This is a genomic window from Pseudomonas sp. GL-R-26 (genome assembly GCF_019947365.1).
Lineage (GTDB): Bacteria > Pseudomonadota > Gammaproteobacteria > Pseudomonadales > Pseudomonadaceae > Aquipseudomonas.
Map to the genome: position 1 here is coordinate 157,826 of NZ_JAGYGI010000012.1, position 14,931 is coordinate 172,756.

The 14,931-nt window shown below is 62.2% G+C and carries 17 protein-coding genes; 11 read left to right on the top strand and 6 right to left on the bottom strand.

The genetic code is table 11. The features are described from left to right. Positions 1 to 163: 163 nt before the first annotated feature. Together KGA96_RS14815 and KGA96_RS14820 are read right to left on the bottom strand one after the other, a co-directional pair. Complete coding sequence (locus KGA96_RS14815; protein ID WP_223464469.1) at positions 164 to 1,294, bottom strand: P1 family peptidase; 1,131 nt, start codon at positions 1,292 to 1,294, stop codon at positions 164 to 166. Positions 1,295 to 1,472: 178 nt separating this feature from the next. Then, the gene (locus KGA96_RS14820; RefSeq protein WP_046043962.1) at positions 1,473 to 2,576 is read right to left on the bottom strand and encodes an extracellular solute-binding protein; all 1,104 of its coding nucleotides are present in this window, start codon (positions 2,574 to 2,576) and stop codon (positions 1,473 to 1,475) included. Positions 2,577 to 2,686: 110 nt separating this feature from the next. Between KGA96_RS14820 and KGA96_RS14825 the strand changes: the two genes are divergently transcribed. Next, complete coding sequence (locus KGA96_RS14825; protein ID WP_046043961.1) at positions 2,687 to 3,460, top strand: helix-turn-helix transcriptional regulator; 774 nt, start codon at positions 2,687 to 2,689, stop codon at positions 3,458 to 3,460. Positions 3,461 to 3,544: 84 nt separating this feature from the next. Here the strand turns inward: KGA96_RS14825 and KGA96_RS14830 are convergent, their stop codons facing one another. After that, positions 3,545 to 4,486 (bottom strand): class I SAM-dependent methyltransferase, encoded by a 942-nt coding sequence (locus KGA96_RS14830; protein ID WP_046043960.1) that lies wholly within the window; start codon positions 4,484 to 4,486, stop codon positions 3,545 to 3,547. Positions 4,487 to 4,765: 279 nt separating this feature from the next. Between KGA96_RS14830 and KGA96_RS14835 the strand changes: the two genes are divergently transcribed. The 5 genes from KGA96_RS14835 to KGA96_RS14855 all read left to right on the top strand — a co-directional run bounded on the left by KGA96_RS14835 (position 4,766) and on the right by KGA96_RS14855 (position 7,897). After that, on the top strand, positions 4,766 to 5,383 hold the full coding sequence (locus tag KGA96_RS14835) for a cytochrome b/b6 domain-containing protein (RefSeq protein ID WP_046043958.1): 618 nt from the start codon (positions 4,766 to 4,768) through the stop codon (positions 5,381 to 5,383). Then, positions 5,380 to 6,165, top strand: coding sequence for a molybdopterin-dependent oxidoreductase (locus KGA96_RS14840; protein WP_046043956.1), 786 nt, complete (start codon positions 5,380 to 5,382; stop codon positions 6,163 to 6,165). Before KGA96_RS14835 ends, KGA96_RS14840 begins: the two co-directional genes overlap by 4 nt. Before the next feature lie 53 nt (positions 6,166 to 6,218). Continuing rightward, positions 6,219 to 6,503 carry a pentapeptide MXKDX repeat protein gene (locus KGA96_RS14845; protein WP_223464466.1) on the top strand — a complete coding sequence of 95 codons (285 nt, stop codon included), beginning with the start codon at positions 6,219 to 6,221 and terminating at the stop codon, positions 6,501 to 6,503. Between the two features lie 263 nt (positions 6,504 to 6,766). Further along, a complete protein-coding gene (locus KGA96_RS14850; protein WP_046043612.1) occupies positions 6,767 to 7,174 on the top strand; it encodes a response regulator in 408 nt (135 codons plus the stop codon). Positions 7,175 to 7,234: 60 nt separating this feature from the next. Then, the gene (locus KGA96_RS14855) at positions 7,235 to 7,897 is read left to right on the top strand and encodes an HAD-IA family hydrolase (RefSeq protein ID WP_080925404.1); all 663 of its coding nucleotides are present in this window, start codon (positions 7,235 to 7,237) and stop codon (positions 7,895 to 7,897) included. Positions 7,898 to 7,916: 19 nt separating this feature from the next. Here KGA96_RS14855 and KGA96_RS14860 read toward each other — a convergent pair whose 3' ends face one another. Both KGA96_RS14860 and KGA96_RS14865 read right to left on the bottom strand, forming a co-directional pair. After that, entirely contained in the window at positions 7,917 to 8,576 is a 660-nt protein-coding gene (locus KGA96_RS14860) for a methyltransferase family protein (protein WP_046043613.1), read from the bottom strand. Positions 8,577 to 8,648: 72 nt separating this feature from the next. After that, positions 8,649 to 9,593, bottom strand: a complete 945-nt coding sequence (locus KGA96_RS14865) for a GlxA family transcriptional regulator (RefSeq protein ID WP_046043614.1) — start codon at positions 9,591 to 9,593, stop codon at positions 8,649 to 8,651. A 124-nt stretch (positions 9,594 to 9,717) separates the two neighbouring features. On the opposite strand from KGA96_RS14865, the gene KGA96_RS14870 reads away from it, so the two are divergent. Further along, entirely contained in the window at positions 9,718 to 10,509 is a 792-nt protein-coding gene (locus KGA96_RS14870; protein WP_046043615.1) for an SDR family NAD(P)-dependent oxidoreductase, read from the top strand. A gap of 104 nt (positions 10,510 to 10,613) precedes the next feature. After that, positions 10,614 to 11,546 (top strand): pyridoxal-phosphate dependent enzyme, encoded by a 933-nt coding sequence (locus KGA96_RS14875; RefSeq protein ID WP_046043616.1) that lies wholly within the window; start codon positions 10,614 to 10,616, stop codon positions 11,544 to 11,546. A gap of 53 nt (positions 11,547 to 11,599) precedes the next feature. Here the strand turns inward: KGA96_RS14875 and KGA96_RS14880 are convergent, their stop codons facing one another. Then, entirely contained in the window at positions 11,600 to 11,920 is a 321-nt protein-coding gene (locus KGA96_RS14880; protein WP_046043617.1) for a DUF2388 domain-containing protein, read from the bottom strand. Positions 11,921 to 12,038: 118 nt separating this feature from the next. On the opposite strand from KGA96_RS14880, the gene KGA96_RS14885 reads away from it, so the two are divergent. The 3 genes from KGA96_RS14885 to KGA96_RS14895 all read left to right on the top strand — a co-directional run bounded on the left by KGA96_RS14885 (position 12,039) and on the right by KGA96_RS14895 (position 14,909). Continuing rightward, positions 12,039 to 13,148 (top strand): NAD(P)/FAD-dependent oxidoreductase, encoded by a 1,110-nt coding sequence (locus KGA96_RS14885; protein WP_223513405.1) that lies wholly within the window; start codon positions 12,039 to 12,041, stop codon positions 13,146 to 13,148. A 72-nt stretch (positions 13,149 to 13,220) separates the two neighbouring features. Next, positions 13,221 to 13,817 (top strand): DinB family protein, encoded by a 597-nt coding sequence (locus KGA96_RS14890; RefSeq protein ID WP_046043619.1) that lies wholly within the window; start codon positions 13,221 to 13,223, stop codon positions 13,815 to 13,817. 294 nt (positions 13,818 to 14,111) lie between these two features. Further along, a complete protein-coding gene (locus KGA96_RS14895) occupies positions 14,112 to 14,909 on the top strand; it encodes an SDR family NAD(P)-dependent oxidoreductase (RefSeq protein ID WP_046043620.1) in 798 nt (265 codons plus the stop codon). Positions 14,910 to 14,931: the final 22 nt, after the last annotated feature.

A 14,931-nucleotide genomic window follows, 5' to 3' on the forward strand; every position in this document is an offset into this window, starting at 1 on the left:
AGCCTCAAAGCTCTTGATGGGGAGGAAGTGGAGCCGTGAGGCTCAAGATGCGCGTGAAACAAGCGGTGAGCTTGGTAGTGGTTCAGTTCACTCACCACCTACGCGGCGGCTTGCACAAACAAGCGGCTGCGTAAGTTCATCCTAAAAAGACCTAGTGTTTTACTCAAGTACCGCTAGTCGTATCCCCCGGCCAGCCGGCGCGGCGCAACGCCTTGAGCAGGGTTTCGGCATCCAGCCCCTGCACCCCATGCCCGTTGCCTTCGGCCGTTTCGGCGGCAAGCAGGGCATTGATGATGGCTTCTTCCACGGCTTCGGTGGCGGCCAGGAACAGCTCGCTGATGTGGTCGTTGTTGACCATGCTCAGGTTGTCGGTGGTCGGCGCTTTCTTGCTCTCGTAGGCAGCCGGTGGCACGTGATCGTTACCGGTGGCGAAGGCGATGAAGATGTCGCCGCTGTGGTCTTCATTGCCGCCGCCGGTGCGGGCCAGGCCGAGGCTGGCGCGCTGGGCCAGGCGGGTGCACTGGTGTGGCAGTAGCGGCGCATCGGTGGCCAGGCAGACCACGATCGAACCCATGCCAGGATGGGGTAACGAGGCCTTGAGGAACGGCGAATCGACCTGTTCCATGTAGCGCCCGACCGGGTAGCCATCGACGCGCAATTCATTGCGAATGCCGTGGTTGGCCTGGACGATCGCCCCCACCGTCCAGCCACCCTGGACACTGCTCAAACGGCGCGACGCAGTGCCGATGCCGCCCTTGAATTCGTGGCAGATCATGCCGCTGCCACCGCCGATATTGCCTTCGGCCACCGGACCACCCGTCGCCGAACGCACGGCCTGGGCCACGTGTTCAGGCTTCACGTGAAAGCCGTTGATGTCGTTGAGCAAGCCGTCGAAGGTTTCCAGCACCACCGGCATGTTCCAGTAGAGGCGCCCGTCATCCGGCTGCTGCTCGCGGTCGAGCACGATCAGCGCGTCGCGCACCACGCCCAGGCTGTGGGTGTTGGTGAAGGCGATGGGGCTGGTCAGCAAGCCGGCCTCGCGAATCCACTCCAGCCCCGTGGCATCGCCGTTGCCGTTGAGCACATGCACGCCGGCAAAGCAGGGTTGCTGGCTGGTGGAACCGGCGCGCGGTTCGATGACGGTGACGCCGGTGAGGATGTCGCGGCCATTGGCGGTGCGGCCTCGCACATCGCTGTGGCCGACCCGTACGCCGGGGACGTCGGTGATGGCATTGAGCGGGCCGGGTTGCAGTTGGCCAATCGGGATGTTCAGGTCACGGGCGCGTGGTTTCATGGGTTTTCTCATCGTTAATTCATTCCAGAAAATTTGCAGGCCAACTCGATCTTGTGGCGAGGGAGCTTGCTCCCGCTGGGCTGCGCAGCAGCCCCAAGATCTCGGTTAACACGTCGATTTTGTGAGTGCTGCGCACTCAAGCGGGAGCAAGCTCCCTCGCCACAGAACAGAGCTGGATTCATTGACCGTTCTTGACCTTGCTCCAGATCCGCGTGCGCACGCGTTCGGTAGCCGGCGGCAAGGGCTGGAGAGTGAACAAGGTCGCCATGGCTTCAGCCGGCGGATAGACGGCCGGGTTGTTGCGGGTCGCTTCGGCCACCAGCGTGGTCGCGCTGCGGTTGCCGTTGGGGTAGTTGAGGTGGTCGCTGACCGGGGCGATGACTTCGGCGCGCATCAGGTAGTCGATGAAGGCCATGCCTTGTTCCGGGTGTGGGGCATCCTTGAGCAGCACCAGCGTGTCGAACCACACCGGCGCGCCTTCCTTGGGCAAGCTGTAGGCGATCTTCACGCCGTTGCCGGCCTGCTCGGCGGTGCTCTTGGCTTCAAGCATCGCGCCGGACCAGCCCACCGCCACGCAAATGTTGCCGTTGGACAGGTCGCTGATGAACTTCGACGAGTTGAAGTAGGCGATGTGCGGGCGCAGTTTGAGCAGCAGCGCTTCGGCCTTCTTGTAGTCCTCTGGGTTGGTGCTGTTGGGTGGCAGGCCGAGGTAATGCAGGGCGACCGGCAGCATCTCCGACGGCGAGTCGAGCATGGCCACGCCGCATTGGCCGAGTTTGGCCAGGTTCTCTTCCTTGAACACCAGGTCCCAGGAATCCACCGGCGCCTTGTCACCCAGCGCTGCGCGGACTTTGTCGATGTTGTAGCCGATGCCGTTGGTGCCCCACAGGTAGGGCACGGCGTACTGGTTGCCGGGATCGTTGTTGGCGAGTTTCGCCAGCAGATCAGTGTCCATGTTCTTGAAGTCAGGCATCTGCGCACGGGGCAAGGGGGCGAGGGCGCCGGCCTTGATCAGCGTGGGCAGACTGAAGTTGCTGGCCACCACCACGTCGTAGCCGCTGCGGCTGGTAAGCAACTTGCCTTCCAGCACTTCGGCGCTGTCGAAGGTGTCGTAGACCGGCGCAATCCCGGTGTCACGCTTGAAGTCCTGCAAGGTGGTGGGGCCGATGTAGTCGTACCAGTTGTACACGTGCACCGTCGGGGCTTCGACCGCAAAAGCCGACAGCGAAACCGCCAGACAGGCGCCAAACCCCAGATTGAAATACAAGCGGTGACGACTCATGATGCGGCACTCCTGGCCTGTTGCGGCCGGTGGTAATCAGGAGTTTGCAGCGTATCGACCGGGGTGGCCTTCACCCATTCCCATCATGGGTTACTCAAAAGGGGTAGTGCGTGGACGCGTTGTTGAAAGAGTTGCCGGTGCACCAGGGGCTGGCGCGGGTCTTCACGGCGGTGGGGCAGGACGGTTTCTGGCGTGCGCTGGTCGATACCTTGCGCTTGCTGGTGCCGCTGGACAACGCGCTGGTGGCGCTGATGCGCCCGGGCCATGTGCCGCGCCTGCTGATTGACTTCGATGCCAAGGGCAACAGTGATGAACAGGAAGAACTTGCGGACTACCGCGCCGGCATGTACCTGCTCGATCCGTTCTACCAGGCCGCCTGCGCGGGCATTGCCGATGGTTTGCACAGCCTCGAATCGGTGGCCCCCGATCAGTTCCAGCACAGCGAGTACTACTTGAGTTACTTCAGCACCGTGGTCGGTGGGGATGAGTTGCAGTTCATGGTCAACGTCGATGGCGCCGTGCTCGGCCTGTCCCTGGGGCGTGCGACTCGCTTCAGCCTCGAGGAGCAGGGCCGCCTGCTGTGCGTGCGTGACTGGGTGCTGGCGGCGATGCGCCGACACCTGGATTTGCTGCCACCGGAAGGGCCGGTCGCCGAGGCTGTGGCGGGTGACCTGGCAACCTTGCTCGATCGCTTCGACGCACGCCTGACCCTGCGGGAAATCGAAACCGCGCGCCTGATTCTCCAGGGCTTCTCCAGCAAGGCCATCGCCCAGCAAATGGGCATCTCCCCGGAGACGGTGAAAGTGCATCGGCGCAATCTCTATCACAAGCTCAACGTGAACGGGCATGGCGAGTTGTTTGCGCTGGTGTTGCGGCCGCGTTGAGATCCAAGTCAAAAAATCGCAGGCTTCGCCAGCTCCTACAGGCGTATGCACAGGTCCGTAGGAGCTGGCGCAGGCTGCGATCTTTCAGCTCTGCAGCTTGAACACCAACGCCTTCAACCCACATTCCACATCCGCATCCGGGAACTCCGGCGGATTTTCCAGCCGCTGTTCGAACCGCAGGCTTGGCGCCTCGCGGGTCACACCCTCGATCAAGAAGTCGGCACCAAAGGCTGGGTCGTTCATGCACGCCAGCACGGTACCTTGAGGGCTGAGCAATTCCGGTAACCGGCGCAGCACGCGCTGGTAGTCCTTGGTCAGCAGGAAGCTGCCTTTCTGGAACGAAGGCGGGTCGATGATCACCAGGTCGTACGGGCCCTTGCCGATCACCTTGCCCCAGGATTTGAACAGGTCGTGGCCGAGGAAACCGACCTTGCTCATGTCGTGGCCGTTGAGCCGGTGGTTGTCGCGACCACGGTTCAAGGCAGGGCTCGACATGTCGAGGTTGACCACGTGGCTCGCACCGCCTTCGATGGCCGCCACCGAGAAGCCGCAGGTGTAGGCGAACAGGTTCAGCACCCGTTTGCCCTCTGCATTGGCCCGCACCCAATCGCGGCCGTAGCGCATGTCGAGGAATAGCCCGGTGTTCTGCTTGCGGCCCAGGTCCACCCGGTACTTCAACCCGCCTTCGGTGATGGTCATTTCCTCGATGACGTCCCCGAGCAGCCACTCTGTGGTGCTTTGCAGCAGGTAGCGGTGTTGCAGCAACAGGGTATGGGCGCCGGACTGGGCCCATTGCTCAGACTGGGTGATCGCCATCAGCACCTGCTTCAGGTCTTCCAGTTGCGCCGCTTCCGGCTCCTTGAACAGCGCCACCAGCACTACGCCTTGCAACCAGTCCACGGTCACTTGCTCCAGCCCCGGCCAGCAACGGCCACGGCCGTGGAACAGGCGGCGGGTTTCGGCGGGGGCGACCGCCAGGGCGGTCAGCAGGTGGTCGTGAAGGGTGGAGAGGGCATCTGCGTTCATTGGTCTGGGTCGGCAATTTGCGGGGGGCGGCATTTAACCATAATTGCACAACCGGCGGACCACCACAGAACCCTGTAGGAGCGAGCCTGCTCGCGATAGCAGTCTGTCATTCAACATTGATGTCGACTGATGGCCCGTCATCGCGAGCAGGCTCACTCCTACAGGGTTTTGGTCGGCAGTGAATGAGCAGTTATCACGTTTAATTTAACTTTACGTGAGGATTTGGCGATCTTCCGGCTCCCATAATCGGCTCCAACGAACAACAACCGGGAGCCGGACATGTCGCAGAACACTGCTTCACCCAAGTCCAGTCATCCACGCTGGCTACGCCTGACCCATTGGCTCAACGCCCTGGCGGTGCTGGTGATGGTCACCAGCGGCTGGCGCATCTACAACGCCTCGCCGATCTACGATTTCAGGTTTCCCAAGTCGATCACCCTCGGCGGCTGGCTGGGTGGCGCGCTGCAATGGCATTTCGCGGCGATGTGGTTCCTGGCGATCAACGGCCTGATCTACCTGGCCTTCAACCTGTTCAGCGGACGCCTGAAGCGGCGTTTCTTCCCGGTGTCGCCCAAAGGCGTGCTGCATGACCTGTGGGACGCACTACGCGGAAAGCTCGGACACGCCGACCTCAGTCATTACAACCAGGTGCAACGGGTGGCGTACCTGTTCGTGATGGTCGACATCACGCTGCTGGTGCTCTCCGGGCTGGTGTTGTGGAAGTCGGTGCAGTTCCCGCTGCTGCGTGAGTTGCTGTTCGGCTACGAGGGCGCACGCCGCGTGCACTTCTTCGCCATGGCGCTGCTGGTGGCCTTCGTGGCGGTGCATCTGGTGATGGTCGCACTGGTTCCGAAAACGCTGTTGGCCATGATCGTCGGCCGCAAGGAGCAGGTATGAAAAAGCGCATTCAGGTACCCGGGCTGGACGAGGCGTCGATCCTGACCGACGCCCGCAAGATCCTCGCCCCGCAGATCGAAGACCGCTCGCGCCGCTCGTTCCTGCTGCGTGGCCTGACCCTCGGCGGCGTGGCAATGCTGTCCGGTTGCAACATCACCGACAACGAAAGCGTCGACACCGCACTGTCGTCCATGTCGCGCTTCAACGACCGGGTGCAGGGCTGGCTGTTCAACCCCAATGCGATGGCGCCGACCTATCCCGAATCGATGATCACCCGGCCGTTTCCCTTCAATGCCTTCTACGGCATCGACGAGGCACCGACGGTGGAGGAGGAGGGCTATCGCCTGGAAGTCACCGGGCTGGTCGCCGACAAACGCAGCTGGCGTCTTGAAGAGCTGCGCGCCATGGCCCAGACCGAGCAGATCACCCGGCACATTTGCGTAGAAGGCTGGAGCGCGATCGGGCGTTGGGGCGGCGTGCGCTTCAGCGATTTCCTCAAGCGCATCGGCGCCGACACCGATGCCAAGTACGTCGGGTTCAAATGCGCCGACGACTACTACACCAGCATCGACATGGCCACCGCGCTGCATGCGCAGACCCTGCTGACGCTGACGTATGACGGCGCGGTGCTGCCGCGCGAATACGGCTTCCCGATGAAGCTGCGCATGCCCACCAAGCTTGGCTACAAGAACCCCAAACACATTCAGGCGATGTTCGTCACCAACACCTATCCGGGCGGCTACTGGGAAGACCAGGGCTACAACTGGTTCGGTGGCAGCTGATGAACGGCCGAGACATTCACCGTCCGCAAACCCATGCTCCAAGGAGATTCATCATGAAAAAGTTGACCACCGTTGTTCTGTCCATGTGCCTGGCCGTTGGTGCTGCCAGTGTTTTTGCCGCCGACACTATGAGCAACGACAGCATGAGCAAGGATTCGATGTCCAAGGACGCCATGTCCAAGGATGCGATGAAGAAAGACGCGATGAAGAAGACCGATTCGATGTCCAAGGACGCCATGTCCAAGGATGCAATGTCCAAGGACTCCATGAGCAAGGACGGCATGAAAAAAGACGCCATGTCCAAGGATGCGATGAAGAAAAGCGAAATGTCGCAGTAAGTCCAACCGCCGCAATCCCCTGTGGGAGCGAGCCTGTGTGGCGAGGGGGCAAGCCCCCTCGCCACACAGGCTCGCTCCCACAGGTTTTTTCCGCAGGGCTTCAGGGATAACGTGCCGCCAGATGCGCAAGATTGATCAGGACGCTTGAGACCGGTCGCCTGACTGCATCAAAAATGAATTTCCGCCGAGTCCGCTGCTCATACCTTTTAGGTGGCGGATCAGAACCCGCGAAATCATTGAGGCAATCAGGGAGCGGCACAGTCATGAGTCGAGTACCGACGGCGGGTGGAGATCTCCCTGGCGGGTTGATTCTGGTGGTTGAGGACGACCCGATGATCCTGGAGTTTCTCTGTGAGATTCTTCAGGAGGAAGGTTTTGTCGTCGAGCCGCAAATCAGTGCGGACGCGGCAGCGATCTATCTGGAACAGCATGCGCCGCAGGTGCACATGCTGCTGACAGACATCACCATGCCCGGCATGCTCAACGGCGCGGACCTGGCCAACCAGTTCGGCGATCGCTGGCCGGACAAGCCGATCATGATCATGTCCGGTTTCGAAACCCCTGAAAGCGCAGGCGTGCGGCACGCGGTCTCCTTCATCAAGAAACCCTGGATGATTGGCGGGCTGCTCGATTGCGTGGGCCAGACGTTCAAGTCCAAACGACTCAACTGAACTGCGCGCAGATGCTACATTGCCGGGCAAATCCGTCCGGTACCCGCGAGGTTCTTTTCCTTGTCCGATCACTCTGTATTCAACTCGACCTACCGTGCCTTTCTGTTCGACATGGACGGCACCGTCCTGACGTCCATTGCTGCCGCCGAGCGGGTCTGGACCACCTGGGCCGTGCGCCATGGCGTCGATGTCGAGACCTTCCTGCCGACCATTCACGGTGCCCGCGCCATCGACACCATCAGGCGTCTGGGCTTGCCCGGGGTGGATGCCGAGGCCGAAGCCGCGTGGATTACCGAAGCGGAAATCGTCGATGTCGATGGGGTATTGGAAGTGGCTGGCGCGTCGAAATTCTTGCGGTCTTTGCCAGCCCGTCAGTGGGCCATCGTCACTTCCGCCCCGCGGGAACTGGCATTGCGGCGGATGGCGGCAGCGGGGATTCCCGAACCTGCCATCATGATCACCGCAGAGGATGTGACTGCCGGCAAACCGGACCCCGCGGGTTACCGCCTCGCGGCCCGGCGCCTGGGTGTCGAGCCTGGGCAGTGCCTGGTTTTTGAAGACGCCACGGTGGGGATTCTGGCGGCCGAGGCGGCGGGGGCGGACTTGATGATTGTCACGGCGACTCATGAGCAGCCTGTTGAGACGCCGCATGCGACGTTGGCAAGTTATGAATCGGTGCAAGTTCTGGTGGATGCCGAAGGTCTGCGCCTGCACGCCGTCTAATGTTGGATCAGTGTTTCTGTCAGTAAAGTCCTGGGATCAGCCGCCAGCTGCGGGCGCAATAGGCCTCGTATTCGCTGCCGAACTGCGCCCTCAGCAAGGCTTCTTCCGAGTGAATGCGCGCGATCAGCGGGATCAGCGTCAGCGCTACCAATATCAGCCCGACACCAGAACGAAAAGCCAGTGCCCAACCCATGCCGATGACCATCATCCCCAGATAACTGGGGTTGCGCAGGTTGCGGTAGATCCCATCAGTGACCAGTCGATGCCCCGGCTGAATGGCCACCAGCCCACTGAAGCGCTTGCCCAGCACAAACACCGGCCACAACCGCGGCGCGCCGCCGACGATGAACAACAGCGCGCCGAACCAGCGCACGCCCTCACCGCCAAAAGTCCAGAAATCGATGCGGTCGGTATAGGCCGGCAGAAACCCGCTCAGCAACCCGATCACGCCGAAGGCCGGGATGACCCAGCGGTTGGCCCGGTCTTCGCGTTCCCCCGAACTCAGGTTGACCTCGGTGAACAGAGAAGCGACAGCCATGATCAGGGTGGCCAGGGCAACGACGACCAGTGAACCGTGGCTGAAGTAGGCTGCGAAACCACCCAGCCCCCAGATCGCCAGGGCGAGGTAGGCGAGGGTGCTGACGACGGCGAAAAACGCCAGTTTGGCCGAGATTTTCATGGTGCCTCCAAAAGTAACCTCCGTCAGGTTCAGTGTAGATACCGAGGGTTCCCAAGTCGGGCGAGGGCGCGATCAAGCTACCTCTGCTCTTGCATTGCGCCGAATCACCTGCGGCGGTTGCCCGAACACCCGCAGGAAGGTTTCGCGCATGCGTCGGCGGTCAGTGAACCCGGTTTCCAGGGCGATCTGGTCGAGGGTCAGGCGCCCGCGTTCGAGCATCTGTCGCGCCGCTTCCAGGCGCAGATTTTCGATGGCCTTGGCCGGCGATTGCCCGGTTTCGGCGCGAAACGCCCGGCTGAATTGCCGGGGGCTGAGGTTGGCCACCTGTGCCAGTTGCTCCACCGAAAGGGGCTGGGCCAGGTGTTCCCGGGCGTAGCCGAGCACGGTTTGAATACGATCGGATTTCGGCTCCAGCTCCAGCAACGCCGAGTGCTGCGACTGGCCGCCGGCGCGGCGGTGGTACATCACCAGTTTCTGCGCCACGGCCCGTGCCAACTCGGCGCCGTGGTCCTTTTCCACCATGGCCAGGGCGAGGTCGATACCCGCCGTCATGCCGGCGGAGGTCCAGATCGAGCCATCGATCACGTAGATGCGATCGGCCTCGACCTTGATCGCCGGAAACCGCGCCTGCAGTTCCCGGGCGTAGGCCCAGTGGGTGGTGGCCCGCCGTCCGTCGAGCAAGCCGGCCTGGGCCATGACGAACGCCCCGGAACAGATCGACGCCGTACGGCGTGCAGTGTTGATGCTGGCCCGCAGGTAATCCAGCACGGCCTCGGGGGCCTGTTCGACGATGGAGTCGCCACCGACCACGATTACCGTGTCGAACACGCGCCCGTCAAATGCTTCGGTGCCAACGCTCAAGCCGCCGGAGGCGCGCAGGTTGTGACCGTTTTCGGACAGCACGCGCACGTCATACAGCGCCTCGGCGGCACTGAAATTGGCGTACTCGAATACCGGCATGGCGGCCAGCGCCATGGACTGGAAACCCTCGAAAACCACGAACGCCACGTTGATCATCGGCCTGTCCTCAAACGGTTATGTCCGAAAAACGTACTTTAAACGTCATTTGAGACATTCGTAAGTCCCTTTATAACGGTCAGCACCCGGCGAATCTCTCGCCTCACCGTAGAGGAATTGCACCATGGCGCTTTCATCCAAAGGCACTGCACTGATCACCGGCGCTTCTTCGGGCATCGGCGCGGTGTATGCCGACCGCCTGGCCCGACAGGGTTACGACCTGATTCTGGTGGCCCGCAGCCAGGGCAAGCTCAATGCCCTGGCCAACCGTTTGAGCGACGAAACCGGGCGCACCGTGGAGGTGGTGGCCGCCGACCTGACGATCAAGGCGGATTCGCTGCGGGTCGAACAGATCCTGCATAACGACGCCAGCATCACCCTGTTGGTCAACAACGCCGGGGTCGGTGCCGTCATGCCGCTGCTCGCCAGTCCCGTGGATGACATGGAAGCGATGATCAACCTCAACGTGACGGCGTTGATGCGCCTGGCCTATGCCGCCGTACCGGGCTTCGTCGCCCGGGGTACCGGCACCGTGATCAACATCGCCTCCATCGTCGCCATCGCTCCGCAAATCCTCAACGGCGTGTACGGTGGGACCAAGGCGTTCGTCTTGAGCCTGAGCCAGTCGATGCAGCATGAACTGGCAGACAAAGGCCTACGCATCCAGGCGGTGTTGCCGGGGGCGACCGCCACCGATTTCTGGAGCGAGGCCGGCAACCCGGTGGAAAACCTGCCGAAGGAAATCGTGATGTCCGCCGAAGACATGGTCGATGCCGCGCTCGTTGGCCTGGCGGCTGGCGAAGTGGTGACCATTCCAGGGCTGCACGATGGCAGTCAGTGGGACCGTTACGAAGCCCAGCGCAAGACGTTGTCCGGGTTGTTTGGCAATTGCGTGGCGGCGCCGCGTTATCGCTGAGACGGTCGCCCCGAGGCCGGGTGAACTAAACTTGCATGAGAGGACCGTTCACCGCTGGCTCGTTGACCTGTTCGGCGAGCCGGTGGCGTGTAACAGGAACCGACATGCTTCACATCCGAACGCCTTTGATCCTGCACCCTGGCCTCTCGACCCCGACCCGCCGAATCTGGCTGAAACTGGAAAACCTGCAACCCAGCGGCTCGTTCAAGTTGCGCGGCATGGGTTTGCTGTGCAGCCGGGCGGTGCAGCAGGGCAAGCGCAAGGTGGTCTGCCCCTCTGCCGGGAACGCGGGACTGGCCACGGCCATGGCCGCTGCGTGCCTGGGGCTCAAGGCATGCATCGTGGTGCCGCACACCACCCCGCAAAGTACCCGGGCGCGGATCAGCAATACCGGAGCCGAGGTGATCGTGCACGGCAAGGTCTGGGACGAAGCCAATCAATGGGCACGGGAACTCGCCCAGGACCCACGCAGTGAATTTGTGCCGGCCTTCGACCACCCGCTGTTGTGGGAAGGGCACAGCACCATGGTCGATGAAATCCTTGAAGACTGCCCGCCAGTAGATGTGCTGGTGACATCGGTGGGCGGCGGTGGCTTGCTGGCGGGGCTGCTCACCGGACTGATTCGTCATCGGCACACCGATTGCCGCATCGTAGCCTGCGAAACCGAAGGCGCGGCGTCGTTCGCCGCGGCGATGGCGGCCGGGTACCCGGTCAAACTGGCGAAAATCGACACCGTCGCCACGTCCCTGGGCGCCGCGCAAGTGGCCGCCTGGCCGGTCAGACACATCAGCGATTTCCCCTATGAGTGCGTGGTGCTCAGTGATGATGAGGCGATCATGGGCGTGGTGCGTTACGCCAATGATTTGCGGCAGCTGGTCGAACCGGCGTGCGGTGTTTCATTGGCGATTGCCTACCTGGATCACCCGGCGATTGCCGACGCCCGTGACGTGGTGATCGTGGTGTGCGGCGGGGTGAGTATCAACGCGCAACTCGTGGCCGGATGGTCACGTTTGTCCACCGGCACGCACGCCAGGTAGGGCCGGAAACGCTATCCCGGTGTCACAAGCCCCACCGCTGGCGATGACGATCTTCAGTGATCGGCGGCAACGCCTTCCTGGACGAGAATGGCGCGGGCCAGGTCTTCGTCGCTTGCGTTGTTGAGGGCGGGATTGTCCTGACGGATCTTTTTCAACACCGCCTCCAGGTAAGCACCACGAATCGCACCGCCACTGGCGACGAAACTGGATGCGTCATCCCGGGCGGGAATCATGAGTTTGTGGTCTTTGAACGTTGAGTACAGCGAGGCGGAAACCCCGGCTGAGGTGGCGACATCTTCGGCATCCACTTTGGCAAAGGCCGAGCCGAAGGGCAAACAAAGTACCAAGGAAGAAATGATAAATATGCGGCGCATGACGGTGTCCTCCGACAGCATGAAGCATAAGGGAAGTACCACATAGTTTAGGATGCGTGGCGGTCACCGAGAGTTCCCTGGCATTAGCGAGGAGCGGGGTGAGAGGGAGGCAAGGTCGTTGAACGTCGATATTCAAAGCGTGGTGATCGGGGCTGGCGTGGTCGGGCTGGCGGTGGCCAGGGCCCTGGCCATGAGCGGGCGGGAAGTGCTGGTGGTCGAGGCCGGCGGGGGCATCGGCACGGGCATCAGTTCGCGTAACTCGGAAGTGATTCACGCCGGCATCTATTACCCGGACGGCAGCCTCAAGGCGCGGTTGTGCGTGGACGGCAAGCAGCGTCTCTACGCTTACTGCGATGAGCACGGTGTCGACTACCGGCGTGTGGGCAAGCTGATCGTGGCCACCGATGAGCAGCAGTGCTCGGCTTTGCAGCGCCTGTTGCAGCAGGGGCGTGTCAATGGTGTCGATGACCTGCAATGGCTGGATGGCCCGCAGGCCCGGGAGCTAGAACCGGCGTTGTCCTGCGTCGCGGCGCTGTGGTCGCCGTCTACCGGCATTGTCGACTCCCACGGGTTGATGCTGGCGCTTCAGGGTGATGCCCAAAGGTTTGGCGCGACGCTGGCCTTGCACACGCCGCTGCTATCGGCCCGTTGCATCGAGCAGGGTTTCGAGCTGCACATGGTCGGCAGTCAACCCATGACATTGTGCTGCCGCGAATTGATCAATTGCGCTGGGTTGTCCGCTCCCGAGGTGGCGAGCAGCATCGTCGGACTGCCGGGGCAATTCATTCCTTGGGCGTATCTGTGCAAGGGCAGTTATTTCAGTCTCAGCGTCCGGGCACCGTTTTGCCACCTGGTGTATCCGGCCCCGGAGAGCGCGGGACTGGGTGTGCACATGACGCTGGACCTGGGCGGGCAGGCGCGCTTCGGGCCGGATGTCGAATGGGTCGAGCACATCGATTACCGCGTCGAGCCCCACCGGGCCGAGGGGTTCTATCAGGCGATCCGCCGCTATTGGCCGGGTTTGCCGGACAACAGCCTGCAACCGGCCTACAGCGGCATTCGCCCGAAAATCAGCGGGCCGACTGAGCCGGCTGCCGACTTTCTCATCAGCGCTCGTGCCGAACATGGCGTACCGGGGCTGGTCAATCTGTTCGGCATCGAATCACCGGGGCTGACCAGTTGCCTGGCCCTCGCCGAACTCGTGGTGCAACGCCTGGACGACCGATGATCAGGGCTGGCGCTGCTGTGCGGCCATCGGGTCTATGCTAGGGAGTGCGCTTACCGCCATCGGAGAACTCTGATGATCACCGTACGCACTGCCTGCCTGCTGGCCGATTACAAACGCTGGGCCAATCAGCGCCTCTTTGACAGCCTCGCGGCGCTCCCTCCGGGCGAAGTCAAAAAAGAACGGGTGTCGGTGTTCAAAAACATGATCGGCACCCTCAATCATGTCTACGTGGTCGATTGCATCTGGCAAGCGCACCTTGAAGGCCGGGGGCATGGCTTCAAGACCTCACACGACCTGCTGCACGCCGACCTGTCCGAACTGCGCATGGCGCAAAAAGCCATCGATCGCTGGTACTGCGACTGGAGTGCCCGGCAAACCGACGCCTCCCTGGACAAGCTCCTGGAATTCACCTTTGTCTCGGGCGAAAGCGGCACCATGAGCGCCGGTGCGATGCTGATGCACGTGGTCAACCACGCCAGCTATCACCGTGGCTGGGTGGTGCAGATGTACTTCGAGATTCCGGCCATGCCACCGGTGACCGACATGCCGGTGTACCTGCGCGAGTCCGAACCGGTGCTCCTGCAGTCGATCAATGCCCCGATAGTGGCGCCGCCCTGTGCGGTGCAGTTTTCCAGTGCGACGAGTGTTTTGCCGAATCGATATCGTTGAACTCCGGTTCAGGCTATCGACGGGGCCAACAGCACTGTATCGAAAGGTGGAACGCCGGATCGCACCCTGTATCTCGAGAGCTGACAGGTAGGCCACACTTGGATACATCTGGCGAGGGCGCAAGTTCCTCTCCGCAGTAAGGTCTGCAGCTTTCATGAAGTAACACTGGCATCCGCTGAACAATCCCTTCAAAACGAGTGAGCAGCCCCTTGACCCGGGCGGCCGCTACACTCTTCCCGATCCTTTTGCGCGGCGTCCGAGCGCACTCCGTTATCCCCTCATTGGAGCTTGAGCATGAAAATCGATTTGAGCGGAAAACTCGCAATTGTCAGCGGCAGCACCGCCGGCATCGGCTTGGGCATCAGCAAGGCACTGGCCGAGGCAGGCGCCACGGTGGTGGTGATCGGCCGCGACACGGCCAAGGTCGAGCAGGCAATGGCGAGCATTCGTCAAAGCGTGCCCGGTGCGCAGTTGCGCGGCGTGACCGCAGACCTTGGCACCGTTGAGGGCGCCGAAAAACTGTTCGCCGCCGAACCACGGGCAGACATCCTGGTGAACAACCTAGGGATCTTCAACACGGTGGATTTCTTCGACGCCCCGGACAGTGAGTGGACACGCTTCTACGAGGTCAACGTGATCTCCGGCGTGCGCCTGTCCCGGCATTACACGCCGGACATGGTCAAGCAGGGTTGGGGGCGGGTGATCTTCCTGTCTTCGGAGTCCGGCGTGGCGACCCCGGCGGACATGATCAACTATGGCGTGACCAAAAGCGCCAACCTGGCCGTGTCCCATGGCCTGGCCAAACGCCTGGCCGGCACCGGCGTGACGGTCAATGCGATCCTGCCCGGCCCGACCTTTACCGATGGCCTGGAAGACATGCTCAAGGACGCCACGGCCGAATCCGGACGCAGCGCCCGGGACGAAGCCGATGCGTTCGTGCGCAAGGCCCGGCCAACGTCGATCATCCAGCGCGTGGCGGATGTCGAGGAAGTCGCCAATCTGGTGGCCTACATCGCTTCGCCGTTATCCTCGGCCACTACCGGAGCTGCCTTGCGGGTCGACGGCGGTGTCGTCGACAGCCTGGCCATCTGAACCCAAAAAATTTTGAGAGAGC

Coding starts and splice junctions, on each gene's coding strand:
- KGA96_RS14815 (WP_223464469.1), bottom strand. CDS start 1,294: ATGAAACCACGCGCCCGTGACCTGAACATCCCGATTGGCCAACTGCAA.
- KGA96_RS14820 (WP_046043962.1), bottom strand. CDS start 2,576: ATGAGTCGTCACCGCTTGTATTTCAATCTGGGGTTTGGCGCCTGTCTG.
- KGA96_RS14830 (WP_046043960.1), bottom strand. CDS start 4,486: ATGAACGCAGATGCCCTCTCCACCCTTCACGACCACCTGCTGACCGCC.
- KGA96_RS14835 (WP_046043958.1), top strand. CDS start 4,766: ATGTCGCAGAACACTGCTTCACCCAAGTCCAGTCATCCACGCTGGCTA.
- KGA96_RS14840 (WP_046043956.1), top strand. CDS start 5,380: ATGAAAAAGCGCATTCAGGTACCCGGGCTGGACGAGGCGTCGATCCTG.
- KGA96_RS14845 (WP_223464466.1), top strand. CDS start 6,219: ATGAAAAAGTTGACCACCGTTGTTCTGTCCATGTGCCTGGCCGTTGGT.
- KGA96_RS14850 (WP_046043612.1), top strand. CDS start 6,767: ATGAGTCGAGTACCGACGGCGGGTGGAGATCTCCCTGGCGGGTTGATT.
- KGA96_RS14860 (WP_046043613.1), bottom strand. CDS start 8,576: ATGAAAATCTCGGCCAAACTGGCGTTTTTCGCCGTCGTCAGCACCCTC.
- KGA96_RS14865 (WP_046043614.1), bottom strand. CDS start 9,593: ATGATCAACGTGGCGTTCGTGGTTTTCGAGGGTTTCCAGTCCATGGCG.
- KGA96_RS14870 (WP_046043615.1), top strand. CDS start 9,718: ATGGCGCTTTCATCCAAAGGCACTGCACTGATCACCGGCGCTTCTTCG.
- KGA96_RS14875 (WP_046043616.1), top strand. CDS start 10,614: ATGCTTCACATCCGAACGCCTTTGATCCTGCACCCTGGCCTCTCGACC.
- KGA96_RS14880 (WP_046043617.1), bottom strand. CDS start 11,920: ATGCGCCGCATATTTATCATTTCTTCCTTGGTACTTTGTTTGCCCTTC.
- KGA96_RS14890 (WP_046043619.1), top strand. CDS start 13,221: ATGATCACCGTACGCACTGCCTGCCTGCTGGCCGATTACAAACGCTGG.
- KGA96_RS14895 (WP_046043620.1), top strand. CDS start 14,112: ATGAAAATCGATTTGAGCGGAAAACTCGCAATTGTCAGCGGCAGCACC.